This is a genomic window from Dysgonomonas sp. HGC4 (assembly GCF_001261715.1).
Classification (GTDB): domain Bacteria; phylum Bacteroidota; class Bacteroidia; order Bacteroidales; family Dysgonomonadaceae; genus Dysgonomonas_A.
In genome coordinates this window covers 21,186-37,194 of sequence record NZ_CVRU01000032.1, presented here as the reverse complement: position 1 = coordinate 37,194, position 16,009 = coordinate 21,186, and the positions used below count along the sequence as shown (strand labels likewise).

The 16,009-nt window shown below is 36.0% G+C and carries 15 protein-coding genes; all 15 read right to left on the bottom strand.

Annotation, left to right across the window (positions count from 1 at the left end):
- Window positions 1-96: 96 nt before the first annotated feature.
- The gene (gene rsmI, locus HGC4_RS03380; protein WP_050708711.1) at window positions 97-777 is read right to left on the bottom strand and encodes a 16S rRNA (cytidine(1402)-2'-O)-methyltransferase; all 681 of its coding nucleotides are present in this window, start codon (window positions 775-777) and stop codon (window positions 97-99) included.
- 5 nt (window positions 778-782) lie between these two features.
- Window positions 783-2,033, bottom strand: a complete 1,251-nt coding sequence (locus tag HGC4_RS03375; RefSeq protein WP_050708710.1) for a nucleoside permease — start codon at window positions 2,031-2,033, stop codon at window positions 783-785.
- Window positions 2,034-2,160: 127 nt separating this feature from the next.
- Window positions 2,161-3,180 (bottom strand): endonuclease/exonuclease/phosphatase family protein, encoded by a 1,020-nt coding sequence (locus HGC4_RS03370; RefSeq protein ID WP_050708736.1) that lies wholly within the window; start codon window positions 3,178-3,180, stop codon window positions 2,161-2,163.
- Window positions 3,181-3,378: 198 nt separating this feature from the next.
- A complete protein-coding gene (locus tag HGC4_RS03365; protein ID WP_050708709.1) occupies window positions 3,379-4,629 on the bottom strand; it encodes an aminotransferase class V-fold PLP-dependent enzyme in 1,251 nt (416 codons plus the stop codon).
- A gap of 62 nt (window positions 4,630-4,691) precedes the next feature.
- Window positions 4,692-6,032, bottom strand: coding sequence for a Fe-S cluster assembly protein SufD (gene sufD / locus HGC4_RS03360; RefSeq protein WP_050708708.1), 1,341 nt, complete (start codon window positions 6,030-6,032; stop codon window positions 4,692-4,694).
- Between the two features lie 101 nt (window positions 6,033-6,133).
- A complete protein-coding gene (gene sufC / locus HGC4_RS03355; RefSeq protein WP_050708707.1) occupies window positions 6,134-6,895 on the bottom strand; it encodes a Fe-S cluster assembly ATPase SufC in 762 nt (253 codons plus the stop codon).
- Window positions 6,896-7,109: 214 nt separating this feature from the next.
- Window positions 7,110-7,877, bottom strand: a complete 768-nt coding sequence (locus HGC4_RS03350) for an exodeoxyribonuclease III (protein WP_050708706.1) — start codon at window positions 7,875-7,877, stop codon at window positions 7,110-7,112.
- Between the two features lie 48 nt (window positions 7,878-7,925).
- Entirely contained in the window at window positions 7,926-8,699 is a 774-nt protein-coding gene (locus tag HGC4_RS03345; protein WP_050708705.1) for an ABC transporter ATP-binding protein, read from the bottom strand.
- Window positions 8,696-9,445 carry an MlaE family ABC transporter permease gene (locus HGC4_RS03340; protein WP_050708704.1) on the bottom strand — a complete coding sequence of 250 codons (750 nt, stop codon included), beginning with the start codon at window positions 9,443-9,445 and terminating at the stop codon, window positions 8,696-8,698. The genes HGC4_RS03345 and HGC4_RS03340 overlap by 4 nt, the downstream gene beginning before the upstream one ends.
- A gap of 235 nt (window positions 9,446-9,680) precedes the next feature.
- Entirely contained in the window at window positions 9,681-10,370 is a 690-nt protein-coding gene (locus HGC4_RS03335; protein ID WP_050708703.1) for an EcsC family protein, read from the bottom strand.
- 303 nt (window positions 10,371-10,673) lie between these two features.
- Window positions 10,674-12,035: a glycoside hydrolase family 28 protein gene (locus HGC4_RS03330; RefSeq protein ID WP_087880144.1), complete on the bottom strand. Its 1,362-nt coding sequence runs from the start codon at window positions 12,033-12,035 to the stop codon at window positions 10,674-10,676.
- Between the two features lie 46 nt (window positions 12,036-12,081).
- A complete protein-coding gene (locus tag HGC4_RS03325; RefSeq protein ID WP_050708702.1) occupies window positions 12,082-12,471 on the bottom strand; it encodes a VOC family protein in 390 nt (129 codons plus the stop codon).
- Window positions 12,472-12,738: 267 nt separating this feature from the next.
- The gene (gene speA / locus HGC4_RS03320; protein WP_050708701.1) at window positions 12,739-14,631 is read right to left on the bottom strand and encodes a biosynthetic arginine decarboxylase; all 1,893 of its coding nucleotides are present in this window, start codon (window positions 14,629-14,631) and stop codon (window positions 12,739-12,741) included.
- A 124-nt stretch (window positions 14,632-14,755) separates the two neighbouring features.
- Window positions 14,756-15,262, bottom strand: a complete 507-nt coding sequence (locus HGC4_RS03315; protein WP_050708700.1) for a flavin reductase — start codon at window positions 15,260-15,262, stop codon at window positions 14,756-14,758.
- Window positions 15,263-15,282: 20 nt separating this feature from the next.
- Window positions 15,283-15,945, bottom strand: a complete 663-nt coding sequence (locus HGC4_RS03310) for a GDSL-type esterase/lipase family protein (RefSeq protein WP_242047120.1) — start codon at window positions 15,943-15,945, stop codon at window positions 15,283-15,285.
- Between the last annotated feature and the right edge of the window lie 64 nt (window positions 15,946-16,009).

The following is a 16,009-nucleotide window of genomic DNA, read 5'->3' as shown; positions in this document are numbered from 1 at the left end:
TACTTTTTCCTATTTAACACTAAACCCTCTTGTTTAGTTTTGGTTCAATTCATCAAATTTAATTCTTTTCCTAAATAAATAGCTTATTTTTAGAGTTTATTCGTTTTTCGCAGCAATAATTATAACAAATTCACCTCTTGGAGCCTTTGTCGTAAAATGCAAAATAAGTTCTGCAAGAGTACCGCGTAGAGTTTCTTCATGCATTTTTGATATTTCTCTACAAGTAGCAGCTTGTCTGTCCTCTCCCATATATTCTGCTAATTGAGTTAGCGTCTTTAATACACGATGAGGTGATTCGTATAAAACAATGGTAGTCGGTATTTCTGCAAGTTCTTTAAATCGGGTCATTCGCCCTTTCTTTTGAGGCAGAAAACCTTCGAAATAAAATTTATCACAAGGAATACCTGATGAAACTAACGCCGGAATTAATGCTGTTGCTCCCGGAAGACATTCTATTTCGATACCCGCTTTTATACACTCTCTACCAATAAGAAAACCAGGATCAGAAATACCGGGAGTTCCGGCATCTGAAACAAGACCTATATTTTCTCCTGCACTGAGTCGGTCTATGATATGAGATATAGTTTTATGCTCGTTGAATTTATGGTACGACTGCATCTTATTTTGAATCTCAAAGTGCTTCAGCAGAAAACCTGTTGTGCGAGTATCTTCTGCAAGAATAAGATCTACCTCTTTGAGCAGTCTTATTGCTCTGATAGTCATATCTTCCAGATTTCCGACGGGGGTCGGTATAATATATAGTTTACCTAGTGACATCTTTTTTAGACTGTTTTTTGTTCAGTTTTCTTATACTTAAAGACAATGCTAAATACAATGGCTAGAACTAAAGCGTAGGCTGCAAAACTAAACCAAATGCTTGGCCAGTCTTTTATACCATCGCTTGACGTGAATAAATCTACAACGTATCCGCTACCCATTGTTCCTACAATAGTACCAATTCCGTTAGTCATAAGTATGAATAAACCTTGAGCACTTGCTCTGAACGATGGATTTGTTTCTGTCTCCACAAAAAGAGATCCCGATACATTGAAGAAATCGAAAGCCATTCCGTATACTACCATAGATAGCATGATGAATATGATGCCGCTATCAGGGTTTCCGATACCAAACAAGGCAAAGCGCAATACCCAAGCTAGCATACTGATGAGCATTACATTCTTGATACCATAACGTTTCATGAAGAATGGTATTGCCAGAATAAACAAAGCTTCTGATATTTGTGATAATGAAGTCAAAATACCCGGATGCTGAACAGCAAAAGAGTCTTTGTATTCTTCAGTAAGAGCAAAGTCATTTAAGAATTGTTGTCCGAAAAGGTTGGTGATTTGCAGTGCAGCACCTAGTAACATGGAAAAGATAAAAAATATAGCCATCTTCTTTTCTTTGAAAAGAACGAAAGCATCTAGTCCAAAAGTTGAAACCCATGAAGAATTTTTAGTTGCATGAGTCGGAGGACATTTAGGTAATGTAAATGCATATAAACCTAATATAAGCGCAGCAGCAGCTCCTAAATATAATTGATTGGCGCTGGCAGTCCATTTCATTATATCAACCATCCACATGGCAACAATAAATCCTACTGTACCCCAAACCCTAACGGGTGGGTAATGCTTTACTATATCGAAGTTTGATCGTTCCATTGCATTGTAAGCAATAGTATTAGTCAAACCTAGTGTAGGCATATAGCACATAGTAACGAGTAGCATAATAAAGTAAACCTGACTATATTCTGTAACATGCGGTAGATAAAACAGCAGTGCAGCTCCCAAAAGATGGCACATTGCATATACACGTTCGGCATTGAGGAATCTGTCGGCAATAATACCAAGCAAAGCTGGCATTATAAGTGCAGAGATACCCATGGTTGCAAAAATACCTCCGATTTCTACGGCATTGAAATGAAGTGTTACGGAAAGATATACCCCTAGAGAAGTAAGCCATGTACCCCATAAAAAGAATTGTAGGAAATTCATTATTATAAGGCGATACTTGAGGTTTAAAGAACTACTCATCTGTAATTAGTTATTTATATGATTTATTAGCCAAAGATAATATAAATATGTTTTTTCTTTTGTAAAAAAGAAGGAGTTTAAGTGTTATAGATTACCTATTTCTCTATAATTTCTAAAGAAAAGAACATTATTTGTCTAATGATAGGTAGATTAGGGTAGGGAAGTGGTCGCTATACCCATTTAAGAAAGTATTTCCGGAGAAAGTACGCAGTGGATATCCTTTATATTTTCCCGATTTTTGGAAGAGAAAATCTTTATTGAATACTTCCGCTTTTTCAAAATTTAATTTGCTTTTTCCTGTACTTAATAGGTTCTGCGAAATTATAATTTGATCGAACAAATTCCATTGGTCTTTATAGCATAAAGTACCTGTACCACTTTCGTGTATTTTCCACATAGTATTATATAGTCCGCCTTTCTGTACCTCTTCCTTATTCTTTTTAGCATTAAGTACTATTCGTGTACTTTTATCTTTAGGATCATCATTCATATCTCCCATAATGATGATGCCAGCTTTAGGATTAGCTAGGTAAATAGAATCGCTGATATATTTACAGATGGCAGCGGCACATTCTCTAAGAGGCGAGGAGTTATCTCCTCGGCGCGAAGGCCAGTGATTAACTAATACATTAAGAGGTTGTCCTGCAAGTAATCCGCTAACGACAAGAATGTCTCGGGTTTTTATATCATTTGCTCCTGGAAGTGTAAAAGGATACACTTTGTATGAGGTTACTTTGAATAACAATGGATTGTAAATAAGTCCGACATCAATACCACGTGCATCGGGTGAATCTTGGTGTACAATCTGATATTTTCGACTGGCTAAATCTCCGGTATTGATAAGGTCTTCTATTACCTTTTTATTTTCAACTTCAGCTACACCTATTATAGCCGCACCCGCAGGATTTGTTTCTTTTCCGAGTAAATTGATTACGTATGCTAAGTTTTTGAGTTTCTTTTTATATTTATCGTCTGTCCAATTATTACGTCCCGAAGGTGTAAAATCTTCATCCTGAATATTGGTATCTCTTTGTGTGTCAAATAAATTTTCTACATTATAAAATGCAATAGGATATATTTCCTTTTTGTTTTGAGCAAAGCCAGCTACTGCCAATAAGGCAAAACAGATCAATAAATATTTCTTCATAAATGATATTATAATATAGGTGAATGAAAGCATTTGATGATATACTTTCGAGTTATAACAATCTATAATTGTTTTACATGTTACAATATTGATAAGGGCTACGACTTACTACCTTATAAAGTGTAAATTTAGCAATAAAAAAAGACTACTTATGAAATTGATTCATAAATAGTCTTTCTGTATATAGGGTGCTTAATGTCATCCAAACATAGGAATAATTCGTTTTATTCCTGCAATAAGTTGATCTATTTCATCCTTTGTATTATAAAATGCAAAAGATGCTCTAACTGTTCCTTCAATACCTAGTTCTTCCATCAATGGTTGAGCGCAATGGTGTCCTGTACGTACAGCAATACCCATTCTGTCTAGTAACATACCCATATCGTAATGATGGATATTCTTTACAAGAAATGATACGGCACTACTTTTGTGGTCAGATGTTCCGAAAATACGCATACCGTCTATCTTCATCAATTCCGAAGTGCAATACTCCAAAAGTTCATCTTCATAGGCACGAATATTGGATAGTTCTATTGAACTGACGTAGTCTAAGGCAGTTCCCAAAGCAATAAAATCTACATAATTGGGAGTACCTGCTTCAAACTTGAAAGGAAGTTCGTTAAAAGTCGTTTTCTTAAACGAAACCGAACCTATCATTTCCCCTCCTCCCTGATATGGTGGCATCTTGTTAAGTAGGTCTTCTTTTCCATATAAAATACCTGTTCCCGTAGGACCATATATTTTATGTCCCGAGAAAACCAATAGATCACAATCCAACTTTTGCACATCTATATTGATATGCTGTATAGATTGAGCTGCATCTACCAAAACAGGAATATTTTGCTTGTGTGCTATCTCTATGATTTTTTCAATCGGATTTATGGTTCCCAGAACATTCGATACGTGCATTACTGAGATCAAGCGAGTCTTAGGTGTAATCAGTTTCTCTAGTTCTTCAAGAATAAGTTCTCCCTTTTCGTTGATAGGAATTACTTTGAGCTTTACACCCGTAATGCTTTCCTGTATTTGCCAAGGTACAATATTGGAATGGTGCTCCATGGCAGAAACAATAATCTCATCACCTTCTTTGCAAAACTCACGGCAAAAACTAGAGGCAACCAAATTTATACTTTCAGTTGTTCCCTTTGTGAATATTATTTCGTGAGCATGTTTTGCATTGATAAACTGCTGAACTTTTTTGCGGGCGTTTTCAGTCAGTTCGGTAGCTTCTTGACTAAGATGGTGTACTCCTCTGTGAATATTTGCATTAACAGAACCGTATACTTCACTTATCTTATCTATTACACATTTAGGTTTTTGTGTAGTAGCTCCATTATCCAGATAAATGAGAGGTTTCCCATATACTTGAGTTTCAAGTATAGGGAAATTAGCTCGTATTTTATTTATATCTAAAGGGGTAGATGTCCCTGTCGCTTTTGTACTTGTCATAACAAATTTATTATTACCTGATATTGTTATGAATAATTGAAATTACCCAAACAAAAGAGGGCTTATTTACATATAGCGCAATCTCCACATCTGGCTTCTTCTCCACGGAAGCGTTTTTCTACCAATTCTTCAAGACGGTCTCTTAGTACGTCAATATGAATTAGTTTAAGCACATCCGCAGTAAATGCTTGCATTAGTAGCAATTTAGCATCCTCTTTGGCTATACCTCTTGCTCGTAAGTAGAAAAGAGCATCTTCGTCCAATTGTCCGGTAGTTAAACCGTGCGAACATTTTACGTCATCTGCATAAATCTCAAGTTGAGGTTTAGAGTACATACGAGCGTCGGGCGAAGCACAAAGATTGTTATTTGTTTGATACGCTATTGTTTTTTGTGCATCCTGCTCTACAAGAATACGTCCACAGAAAGAGCCTACGGCTTGCTCCTGCAATACATATTTAAATAGCTGAGTGCTTTGGCAATGAGGTTTTGCGTGATCTAAGAATGCAAAGTTGTCAACATGTTGCACCTTATCGGCAATAACAACACCTGCAATAGTTGCTTCGGCGTTTTCTCCGTTAAGTTTTACATGATAATTATTGCGTGTAAAACCACAGTTCAGAGTAATATTGTTAACCAAGACGGTCGATGATTTCTCTTGTTGAACGTAGGTCGAAGCTAATCGGGTTACTTGATTAGAGTTTTCCTCTAATTCGTAAAATTCGATATGGGCATTCTCTTCAGCAAATATTTCAGTAACCTGAGTTGCCAGAAACTTATGGCTGTCAACAGTATGGTCGCAAGCCAACAATTTTACCTGAGAGTTTTTTCCTGCAATAATAAGTAGACGTCTGTTTACCAGAAAATCTACATTTGCAGTAAGTATGTTTATTAATTGCAGAGGCTGTTCAATTACAATGTTATCAGGAATGTATATTACAAATCCATCTTGTACAAACATCGTGTTGAAAGCAGCTATAGCATTGTTTTCTAATTGAGCTACTTTGCCATAATATTTTGAAGCTATATCAGCATGTTGTTCCGCAAAGTCATTTAAGCTTCCGATAAATACACCCTTTGGAAAATCAGTTTTTGGCTGATGCTCTTTGTGGAATGTATCATTCATTAAAAAGAATAAATTAGTCGAAAGTTCGGGTACATTGCATTTATATGCGTTGTATGGATTTGTTTGAGTAGATAATCGGCTTAGATTAAATCCATAATCAGGAATAAATTCCTTTACAACATCCGAATATTGATAATCTTCAAGACTACGATCGGGAAAACCCAGCGTCTTGAAAATTTCAAAAGCCTTATTCCTTTCATCGTTCAGAACCTTTGTCGATTTGCTGTCGATAAGGCTTCTGTGTTCGGTGAATAAGTCTATATATTGAGTTTCTATCATTGAATTCTGTATATTTTACTGTAAAACATTGTTTCTGTATTCTTGGTATTGCAGGAGATAAACCTCATTCCTGCACCAAAACAACAGATAGGTTTATGACCTTAATCTTGGAAATCTTTAATAATCCAATCGTATCCTTTTTCTTCAAGTTCAAGAGCCAATTCAGGTCCTGCACTTTTTACTATTTTTCCTTTGTATAATACATGTACAAAGTCTGGTTTGATGTACTCTAAAAGACGTTGGTAGTGAGTAATTACAATAGTAGCATTGTCTTTACGTCTCAACTTGTTAACGCCTGCTGCAACAATACGAAGAGCATCAATATCCAAACCTGAATCAGTTTCGTCCAAAATAGCTAATTTAGGATCAAGCATTGCCATTTGGAAAATCTCGTTGCGTTTTTTCTCTCCACCAGAGAAACCTTCGTTTACCGAACGGCTTGCAAGGGTGCTGTCAAGATCAACTAATTCACGTTTTTCTTTCATCAATTTCAAGAAGTCCGATGCTGCAATAGGCTCTAATCCTTTGTGCTTGCGAGTCTCATTTACTGCTGCACGCATAAAGTTGACCATGCTTACTCCCGGTATTTCTACTGGATATTGGAAACTAAGGAATAAACCTTCGCATGCTCTTTCTTCTGGAGCAAGTTCCAATAAATCTTTACCTTCGAAAGTAACTTCACCTTCGGTTACCTCAAAATTGGGATTACCTACAAGTACCGATGCTAATGTGCTTTTACCGGCTCCATTAGGACCCATAATTGCATGTATCTCTCCGTTATTTACTTCAAGATCTAGTCCTCTTAATATTTCTTTGCCATCAATGTTGGCATGCAAGTTTTTTATACTTAATAAATTCGCCATTATTTTGTTTAAAATAAAATAATTAAATAATATAGTGTAAGTCTTTTAATAATCGCTTATTCAGCTTATTAATAACTTTATTACTCGTTGTTTTTTAAATTATTAGTTATCTACTAAACATAGCCGAGGCTATATATTTCAATACAATGAACAATAGTTGAGAGAAATTGTTTATTTCTTTTCGGCTATATCTGATCTAAAAAATCTATAAAGATTATATATCTGCCTCAATAGATATCGGACAGTGATCGGAATAACATACTTCGTTGTGAATGGTTGCACTTTTTACTCTTTCTCTAGCTTCGCTCGAAATCATATGATAGTCTATTCTCCACCCCAAATTCTTAGGTTTGGCGCCAGCTCGGTAGCTCCACCACGTATATTTCTCACCGCTTTGATCATATTCTCGGAAAGTATCTATCATGCCCGTTCCAACAAATTGGTCGAACCACTCTCTTTCTTCTGGTAAAAACCCAGACGAAGTTAAGTGTTTTTCGGGATGATTTATATCAATAGGCTTATGACAGATATTATAATCGCCACAAATCAATATTTCTTTACGTTCTTTTCTTAATTCTTGGATGTATTCTGAGAAGTCTGCTAGAAACTCCATTTTGAAGACTTGACGAAGTCCTCCAGTAGTTCCCGACGGAATATATACACATATTATTGTAACATTGCCATAGTCGACACGTATTACGCGACCTTCTTTATCGTATTTTTCAATACCCATTCCAATTTTTACAAAATCGGGTTGGATTTTAGTTATGATTCCGACCCCACTGTAACCTTTCTTTTCTGCCGGGTGAAAATAACAGTATTCGTATCCTAGAGATTTTAAGGTTATGAGATCTATTTGATCTTCTTGTGCTTTGAGTTCCTGAAAACATACTACATCTGGGTTCTCTTTGTTTAGCCATTCAGCTAGTCCTTTATTGAATGCAGCACGTATACCATTAACGTTATATGAGACAATTTTCATTATTAGGAAATTAAAAAGGCGATGAATGTTTTAGTTATCCACCATTCGTCATTTATTATTTATTTCGTCCATTTCAATTGCTTTGACCTTTTTGAATAGATCAGAAGCAAACACAAAATCGTTAAGAGCTTCATTTTTAGTTGTTAATATTTGCTTATTGGTGCCTTCCCATTCAAGATTACCTTCTTGGATAAAGAATATCTTATCTCCAATATTCATCACAGAGTTCATATCATGTGTATTGATGATCGTGGTAATTTTATATTCTTTGGTAATATCGCTTATCAATTCATCGATAACCAGAGATGTTTGAGGATCAAGTCCTGAGTTGGGTTCATCACAAAATAAGTATTTTGGATTTAAAGAGATGGCTCTAGCGATAGCTGCACGTTTCATCATACCTCCACTTATTTCAGAGGGGTATAAGTGACCTGCATCCGATAAGTTTACACGATCGAGACAGGATGCTGCACGTTTTATTTTTTCACTCTTAGACAGTGATGAAAACATATCTAATGGAAAATACACATTTTCGAATACAGTCATTGCATCAAATAAAGCTGATCCTTGAAAGATCATACCCATCTCCTGACGCAAGGCTTTCATCTGATCCGAAGATAATTTTGTTAAGTCCCTGTTGTCGTATAAGATGCTACCTTTAGTGGGTCTCATCAACCCGATTAGGTTTTTGAGTAATACTGTTTTACCCGATCCGCTTCGTCCTATGATAAGATTGGTCTTACCTTCCTCAAAAGTCATGCTTATTCCTTTAAGCACTTCGCGACCGTCGAATGATTTTACTAAATCTTTAACTTCTATCATCCCATCATCAAATCAGTAATTAATAAATCGGAAATCAAGATCAAAATACTGCTCACTACAACGGCATTTGTACTTGCTTTCCCTACATCAAGCGAACCTCCTTTGGCAAAATATCCATAATAGGCTGCTATCGAGGAAATCAGAAAGGCGAAAAATATTGTTTTTATTATGGCGTACCATATATAATATGTTTTGAAAAAGGATTGTAACCCAAATTCGAAATCGGCGACAGGTACGGCATTCGTAAAATAGCAGACACCAAATCCTCCTACAATACCAAAAAACATACTTAGTATAACTAATACTGGTACGAAAGTCATCAGACCCACAACTTTAGGTAAGATGAGGTAATTTGCAGAGTTTACTCCCATTATTTCGAGGGCATCTATCTGCTCGGTAACACGCATGGTCCCAATCTCGGAAGATATGTTAGATCCTACTTTACCGGCCAGAATAAGACACATAATGGATGATGAGAACTCGAGCAAAATGATTTCACGCGAGGTATATCCTACGGTATATCTGGGTAATAGCGGATTGTTGATATTAAGTGCAATCTGTATAACTATTACTGCACCGATAAAAAACGAAATGATGATAACGATACTTATCGAGTCAACTCCAAGTTTACTTATCTCTTTTGAAAGCTGTTGAAGAAATACTCTCCACTTCTGAGGTTTTGTTAAGACCTTGCGCATTAACATCGCATATTGTCCTAATTTTTCTAACGAACTTATTAATAGCATACCTTTAAATTAACTTTTAAGTACGGTGAAATATCTAAGGTCTCAGACCTTTTTATTGTTTTGGTAAGTACAATAATCAAAGATAGTTATAATGATAAAACATAGCAATAAATAGTTAAAGCAGTTTAATGCCTGTATCATTCAAATATAACAGTCTGTTGTGTTATACCTCGAAAAGCAATAAATAAGTTTACAACCTTATCTGCCTTTTCTAGATAACAAATGTACAAAAAAATTAGAGAAGTGAAGGGATTCCGCTTTCCTCTCTCTCAAGAATTGAAAATGATTTATCATTATCAATAAATATTTTCTTGGCTACCTTTCCTATGATTTGTGTTGATGCGGCGTCAAAACCTCCACCAATAAGTCCTCCCACTAGAGGTACTGCTTTTCCTAAACCTGATAAGCCCTTGTTGCCTAATTTTGAGGCAATGTTTACACTCACTTTTTCATTTACGGAAAGGAGCATTTTTTTCGAAGATTGTTCAATAAAGCTTCTTACGAATTTTTCACCTGCTTTGATTCCCATCTCCTTAAATATCTCTTTTGTACCATTACCTAGCATACAGACATAGATGACCGATTTTACCTGATCGCTTTGTATGTCGTGACCACCCATATAGGCAATCGCAGAGATCATTCTAACTTGAATATACATTACACTGGCGATGTTGGCAGGCAAGGCAAAAGGCATTATAGCCCATCCTCCCAATCCTGCAAAGAATCCGCTGGATGCAGCCTTTGTTACTTGCCATTTGATAAGTTGATCGACTTGTTGATCGATGCTTCCTTTCGATTTTAGATAATCGTTTCCTAATTGATATGCTGAGTCTACCCCTCCAAAACCATTTATGGCTCTGGCGTATGTCCATTCTAGAACTTTTGAGACGATGCCGCTTTTGGCTGTTGTTATTATTTTACTCATGTTAAGTATATTGAGGTCTTTGACCTATTTATAGCTTTGGTAAGTATAGATACACTATCTAGTATGTGTCTTTATATTGTATTTGCTACTTACCGTAACTTGATTATTTATAATATCTGGGTTTTATAACAAACTCCTAATAAGCTTTGTTTATAATATCTATTATTGTAAATAGATATATCTATAAATTAAACCTCGCAATATACTCCTTAAAATAGATTATAGTGGTTTTTGTTAATACTATTTAACCCGAAACTTTATTTCTTAAGGTCTCGGGTTTTATTATTGTGATGAACATGTAGCTTATTCGTTTTCTTTGGTGACGAGTTTTCCGTTTACTTTTACATTGTCGAGAACTAGGTTAACTACGTTCTGCATTTGGGTTGCTTTAGGTGCTTGCTTTACATCAATATTACGTAATGTGATGTCGTAAAGTTTAGCTTCGGGAACACCATTCGCCATAATGGCTACGCTGTCTACACGGTTACATGTGACATTCTCTATGGTAATGTTTCGAAATTGTGTAGGGTAATTTCCTCCGCGATAGCCGTGATAGTCTGTGCGGAAGTTGATTACTCCCCATAAACAAACATCAGCTTCGATATTTCGCATATGAAGATTTTCGAAGAATCCTCCACGATCAAGATTCGATTTGAAGTAAATGCCATTTCTACAACTGTCTATTTTACAGTCTTCAATGAAAATATTGCGTACTCCTCCCGACATTTCGCTACCGATGGTAATAGCCCAGCGAGCAAAATAACAGTTTCGGATAATTACATTCTCTGTTGCTTGTCCTACACGCCATCCGTCTTGGTCGCGTCCTGATTTGATCGCAATACCATCATCGCCAACATTGAATTTTACATTCTCGATGAGTACATTGGTTGACGATTCGGGGTCGCATCCGTCATTGTTGTAATTGTTACTGTCGATATATACATCACGTACAATTACATTGTCGCAATAAACGGGATGAATAATCCAGAAAGGCGAATCGTATATCTTTACGCCTTCGATCAATACATTTTTACATCCAAAAAATTGTATCATACATGGACGCAAATACCAACCTTCTCCAAAAACACGTTCGTAGACGGGAATAGAATCGTTACCCATTTGGCGAAGTCTATCCATTGCAGGTTTTTCTTTAGGTTTCCAAGTGTTGAATGTTACTGCTCCATTACCATCAATTTCACCTTTACCAGTGATAGCAACGTTTACACATTGATAGCTGTAAATAAACGGTGTGTAGTTGAAGCATTCTGTACCTTCCCATTTAGTTAGTACCATCGGGAGATAATCGGTAGGTTCTGTCGAAAATTCGAGCCGAGCTCCTTCTGCTAAATGAAGATTTATGTGGCTTTTTAAGATAATAGAACCTTTAAGGTAGTATGTGCCTGCGGGAACTAATACTTTGCCTCCACCTTGCTGATTACATTCATTTATTGCGGCAATTATTGCAGGAAGGCTATTGAATGTGGAATCGTTCTTTGCTCCAAAGTCTACGATATTGAACGTCTTGTCTTGAAATTTAGGTTCGGAAATATTTTTCATAATTTCAGGAACCATTCCCCATCCGTTATCTGTAACTGTAGTTATCGGACGGCTGCACGATAAGAATAGAGCAGCCATCAAGAGTATGGGTGTAATCTGTTTTATCATAATATTGTGTTTGGTTTCTCGTATTTAAGGTATATTCGGGAGCGGATTACGTGTTGCTTTGCGAAAATGTAAGTATATATCCGTTGCAATCTTCTATTGCAAAGTCTGTTGATCCGTAAAATGTGTCATGTAGATCTTTTGCTAAGGTTACTTTGTTTTTCAATTTTTCATAAAGAGCATGTATGTCAGATACATGTATGTAGAATGTAAGTCCTCCTCCCTGAGGAAATCTAGATAGTTGAGGATACTCTTCTCTAATACTGTTTTCTTCCTGAAACATAAACATAACGTCTCCCGATTTTACTATTGCGAATACCCATTGTCCGGTTTCGGGTACGCTATCTATTTTAGTAAATCCTAAGATATTAGTATAAAAATCTACTGTCTTGTTTACATCTTTAACCATAAGGTTAGGTGTCGAATCTTTTAAAACCATGTTTGTTTATTTTTTAGTAAAGAAAGCTATAAGCAATATGCTTTCAGGTTATAGTTGTTGTACTTGTCAAAATATTAAAAAGGTCTGAAACCTTAAATATAAAGATTGTTTTCTAAAATAGTAAATGTTTACGAAAAGAATAGTCTGTTTGTAGACTCTAAAAAAAATGTTGAGCTTTGTAAGAGGGGATTAGCTAGTATGAGACAAAATAGGCTGAGAAAGATTATCTTTCTCAGCCTATTTATATAGTTTATAGATTGAAGTCTTTTACTCCAAATACGTATATCCGTATAGTCCCGAACGATAATTCGATAAGAATTCTTTACCTTCTTCAACAGTAATAGATCCTTGTTTAACGCAAGTTGTTACCCAAGTTTCTACTGTGCGAACCAGTTTTTTAGCATTGTATTGTGCATATTCCAATACTTCAGCTACAGTTTCTCCATCTAATATCTGTTCTATCTTATATCCGTTTTCGTCAACTGCTACGTGAACGGCATTGGTATCACCAAAGAGGTTATGAAGATCGCCCAGAATTTCCTGATATGCTCCAACCAAAAATACTCCTAAATAATAAGGTTCATTCTTTTTCAGGCTGTGTACAGGTAAATATCCTGTTTGATTGCCTGTTGGTATGAAGTTGTCAATCTTTCCGTCCGAATCGCAAGTGATATCCTGTAATGTAGCAGTTCTATCAGGTCTTTCTGACAAACGGTGTAAAGGTATGATCGGAAATATCTGATCAATAGCCCAAGAGTCAGGCAGAGACTGGAAAAGAGAGAAGTTACAGAAATATTTATCAGGAAGCAATTTTGCCAATTGTTTCAATTCGTCAGGAGAATGTTTCATACGTCCTGCCATCTGATATATTTCACGTGCGATAGAGAAATAAAGACGCTCTACTTGTGCTCTCGTTTTCAGATTAAGCATTCCTAAGCTGAATAAATCGAGTGCTTCTTCTCTGATCTGTTGCGAATCGTGCCATGCTTCAAGCATGCGGCGTTGATTAAGATCGTCCCATATTTGATATAGCTCGCGAACTAGTTCGTGATCTTGTTCTGTAATCGCATCACTTTCTTCCCATTCGGGTAGAGTTGCTGTTTCGAGAACTTCAAATACAAGTATAGAGTGATGGGCTGTTAATGATCTTCCTGATTCAGTAATGATATGAGGATGTGGCAAACCATTCTTGTTGGCAGCATCTACCATCGTCGAAATAGAGTCGTTTACATATTCTTGAATAGTGTAATTAACGCTACTTTCGCTGTGTGACGAGCGTGTACCATCGTAATCAATACCAAGACCTCCGCCAATATCAACAAATTCGATATTGAAACCCATGCTATGAAGTTGCACATAAAACTGCGAAGCTTCACGTAATGCTGTTTTAATACGTCTGATTTTTGTTACCTGGCTACCGATATGGAAGTGGATAAGACGCAGAGAACCCTGCATGTTATTCTTTTCAAGAAAAGATAGAGCCTCTAATAGTTCACTCGAATTTAATCCGAATTTACTAACATCGCCTCCCGATTCTTCCCATTTTCCGCTACCGCTACTCGCTAATTTGATACGTATACCAATATTAGGAACTATCTTTAAACGTTTTGCTGTTTTTGTAATAAGTGGTAATTCATTCAGTTTTTCAACTACAATGAATACTCTTTTTCCCATTTTTTGAGCAAGAAGAGCCAATTCTACATAACTTTCGTCTTTGTATCCATTACAGATAATTAAAGAGTTAGGGTCTGTATTGATGGCTATAACTGCATGTAATTCGGGTTTAGAACCAGCCTCAAGACCGATGTTAAACTTTTTACCATGACTCACAAGCTCCTCTACTACGGGTCGCATTTGATTCACCTTTATAGGATATATAATGTGATTCTGTGCTTCGTAACCATACTCTTTGGCTGCTTTTTTAAAGCAGGTAGAAATCTTTTCGATGCGGTTATCCAGAATATCCGGAAAACGAACCAATACAGGTGCTGCTACATCGCGAAGCTGTAGTTCATCTATCAGCTCTTTCATGTCCACAGCTACACCGTCTTTTCGGGGAGTAACTATTACGTTCCCCTTTTCATTGATTGAAAAATAATTAACACCCCAACTGGAGATGTTGTACAATTCTTCCGAATCTTCAATGCGCCATTTTCTCATTATTGCAAATACGCCTGTTTTAAAATTGTTTGTAAATAGAGTGATCTTAAGTGAAAGTTAGATTTGTAAAATCATAACTTGCAAGTATACCTATACTTAGGTAGATATAAATAGGTCTTCGACCTTAATTTGTTGTTAGAACCTTTGTGATCTCTCCTATATATAAAATATGGAAATCGTTTTGAGGGAACCACTTTGCAATTATTTCCTTATCCAGAAAATATTCACCTCCCATTGGTTGAGCATATAATTTTTTAATAAAAATGGCTGTGTGAGCTTCCTCAAAGTAAGGAATCTCTCCTTCGTGAGTAATTGTCAGTTCAGCTTTTTCTATTTTATTTTCATCTCTGCCCGATACTTTACCCAGATAACTAAGCTTTTTCAGATAGCTTTTATCAAAGAAGGTAAGTGAAAAAGAGTCTGCATTATCAACAAATTCTTTAGTGTAACGTTGCGGACGTATAACAATAAAGGCTACTTGTTTGTTCCACATAATTCCGAAGCCTCCCCAGCTGGCAGTCATAGTATTTACTTTTCCTTCTTTTTCGGCAGTAACTAACATCCATTCGTCCTTTATGTCAAAAGGATCGAATGTAAGTTCTTTAGCCGATATTTCCTTGAAGTTATTCATATCTGTTATACCTCTTTTACTTAGTTAATATATTTATGAAGTTCATTCACCCATATATTATAAGAAGTTTCGGTAAGATGTAAACCGTCGTTTGTATATTTTGTATCTAATTTTCCTTGCGCATCCATGTATAATGGATTAATATTTAGAAAACTGACGCGTTCCTTTGATGCTAATTTTTTTAGCTCTTTATTGAGCTTTCCAATTTGCTTCTCTTTTCCTAGCAATCTTTTATACCGTTCGAAGTCGTTATTTATTGGAAGCAAGCTTTGTATATAAATAACTGTATTGGGAGATTCTTTTTTTACTTGTTTTATTATAGAACGATACTGTTTTATAATTTTTTTGTTAGGTGAATCTTGGGAGATATCATTGATACCTGCGAGTATAAATAGAAATCTTGGATGTGATTCTGCAATCTCATCTATTCTGTTAAGCATCCCTTCAGTGTTATCTCCTGATATACCTCTGTTGACAGGTGCAGCTTCGGGAAAATATTTATCCCATTGTCCACCTTCGGTCAAGCTGTTTCCTAAAAAGACAATTTTGTTCTCACCAATCGGGTTTTGCTCAAAATAAGCCATACGTTCCCTGTAATGATCGGTGTCATATTCCTTTCTCTCTTGCGCTTGAGTAAACAATGCTGTCAAAAAGAAAAATACGATGAGAATGTTTTTTGTCAAATTAAGTAACTGTAAATGCTTATCGCAATATTGCTTGATTATGAATTGAAATTAATAGGTCTAA

What these genes read in the sequence shown, in the direction of transcription:
- HGC4_RS03370 (WP_050708736.1), bottom strand. Translation starts at nt 3,180, where the DNA reads ATGAAGAAATATTTATTGATCTGTTTTGCCTTATTGGCAGTAGCTGGC.
- HGC4_RS03375 (WP_050708710.1), bottom strand. Translation starts at nt 2,033, where the DNA reads ATGAGTAGTTCTTTAAACCTCAAGTATCGCCTTATAATAATGAATTTC.
- rsmI (WP_050708711.1), bottom strand. Translation starts at nt 777, where the DNA reads ATGTCACTAGGTAAACTATATATTATACCGACCCCCGTCGGAAATCTG.
- HGC4_RS03345 (WP_050708705.1), bottom strand. Translation starts at nt 8,699, where the DNA reads ATGATAGAAGTTAAAGATTTAGTAAAATCATTCGACGGTCGCGAAGTG.
- HGC4_RS03350 (WP_050708706.1), bottom strand. Translation starts at nt 7,877, where the DNA reads ATGAAAATTGTCTCATATAACGTTAATGGTATACGTGCTGCATTCAAT.
- HGC4_RS03335 (WP_050708703.1), bottom strand. Translation starts at nt 10,370, where the DNA reads ATGAGTAAAATAATAACAACAGCCAAAAGCGGCATCGTCTCAAAAGTT.
- HGC4_RS03340 (WP_050708704.1), bottom strand. Translation starts at nt 9,445, where the DNA reads ATGCTATTAATAAGTTCGTTAGAAAAATTAGGACAATATGCGATGTTA.
- HGC4_RS03330 (WP_087880144.1), bottom strand. Translation starts at nt 12,035, where the DNA reads ATGATAAAACAGATTACACCCATACTCTTGATGGCTGCTCTATTCTTA.
- HGC4_RS03325 (WP_050708702.1), bottom strand. Translation starts at nt 12,471, where the DNA reads ATGGTTTTAAAAGATTCGACACCTAACCTTATGGTTAAAGATGTAAAC.
- sufC (WP_050708707.1), bottom strand. Translation starts at nt 6,895, where the DNA reads ATGGCGAATTTATTAAGTATAAAAAACTTGCATGCCAACATTGATGGC.
- HGC4_RS03315 (WP_050708700.1), bottom strand. Translation starts at nt 15,262, where the DNA reads ATGAATAACTTCAAGGAAATATCGGCTAAAGAACTTACATTCGATCCT.
- HGC4_RS03365 (WP_050708709.1), bottom strand. Translation starts at nt 4,629, where the DNA reads ATGACAAGTACAAAAGCGACAGGGACATCTACCCCTTTAGATATAAAT.
- sufD (WP_050708708.1), bottom strand. Translation starts at nt 6,032, where the DNA reads ATGATAGAAACTCAATATATAGACTTATTCACCGAACACAGAAGCCTT.
- speA (WP_050708701.1), bottom strand. Translation starts at nt 14,631, where the DNA reads ATGAGAAAATGGCGCATTGAAGATTCGGAAGAATTGTACAACATCTCC.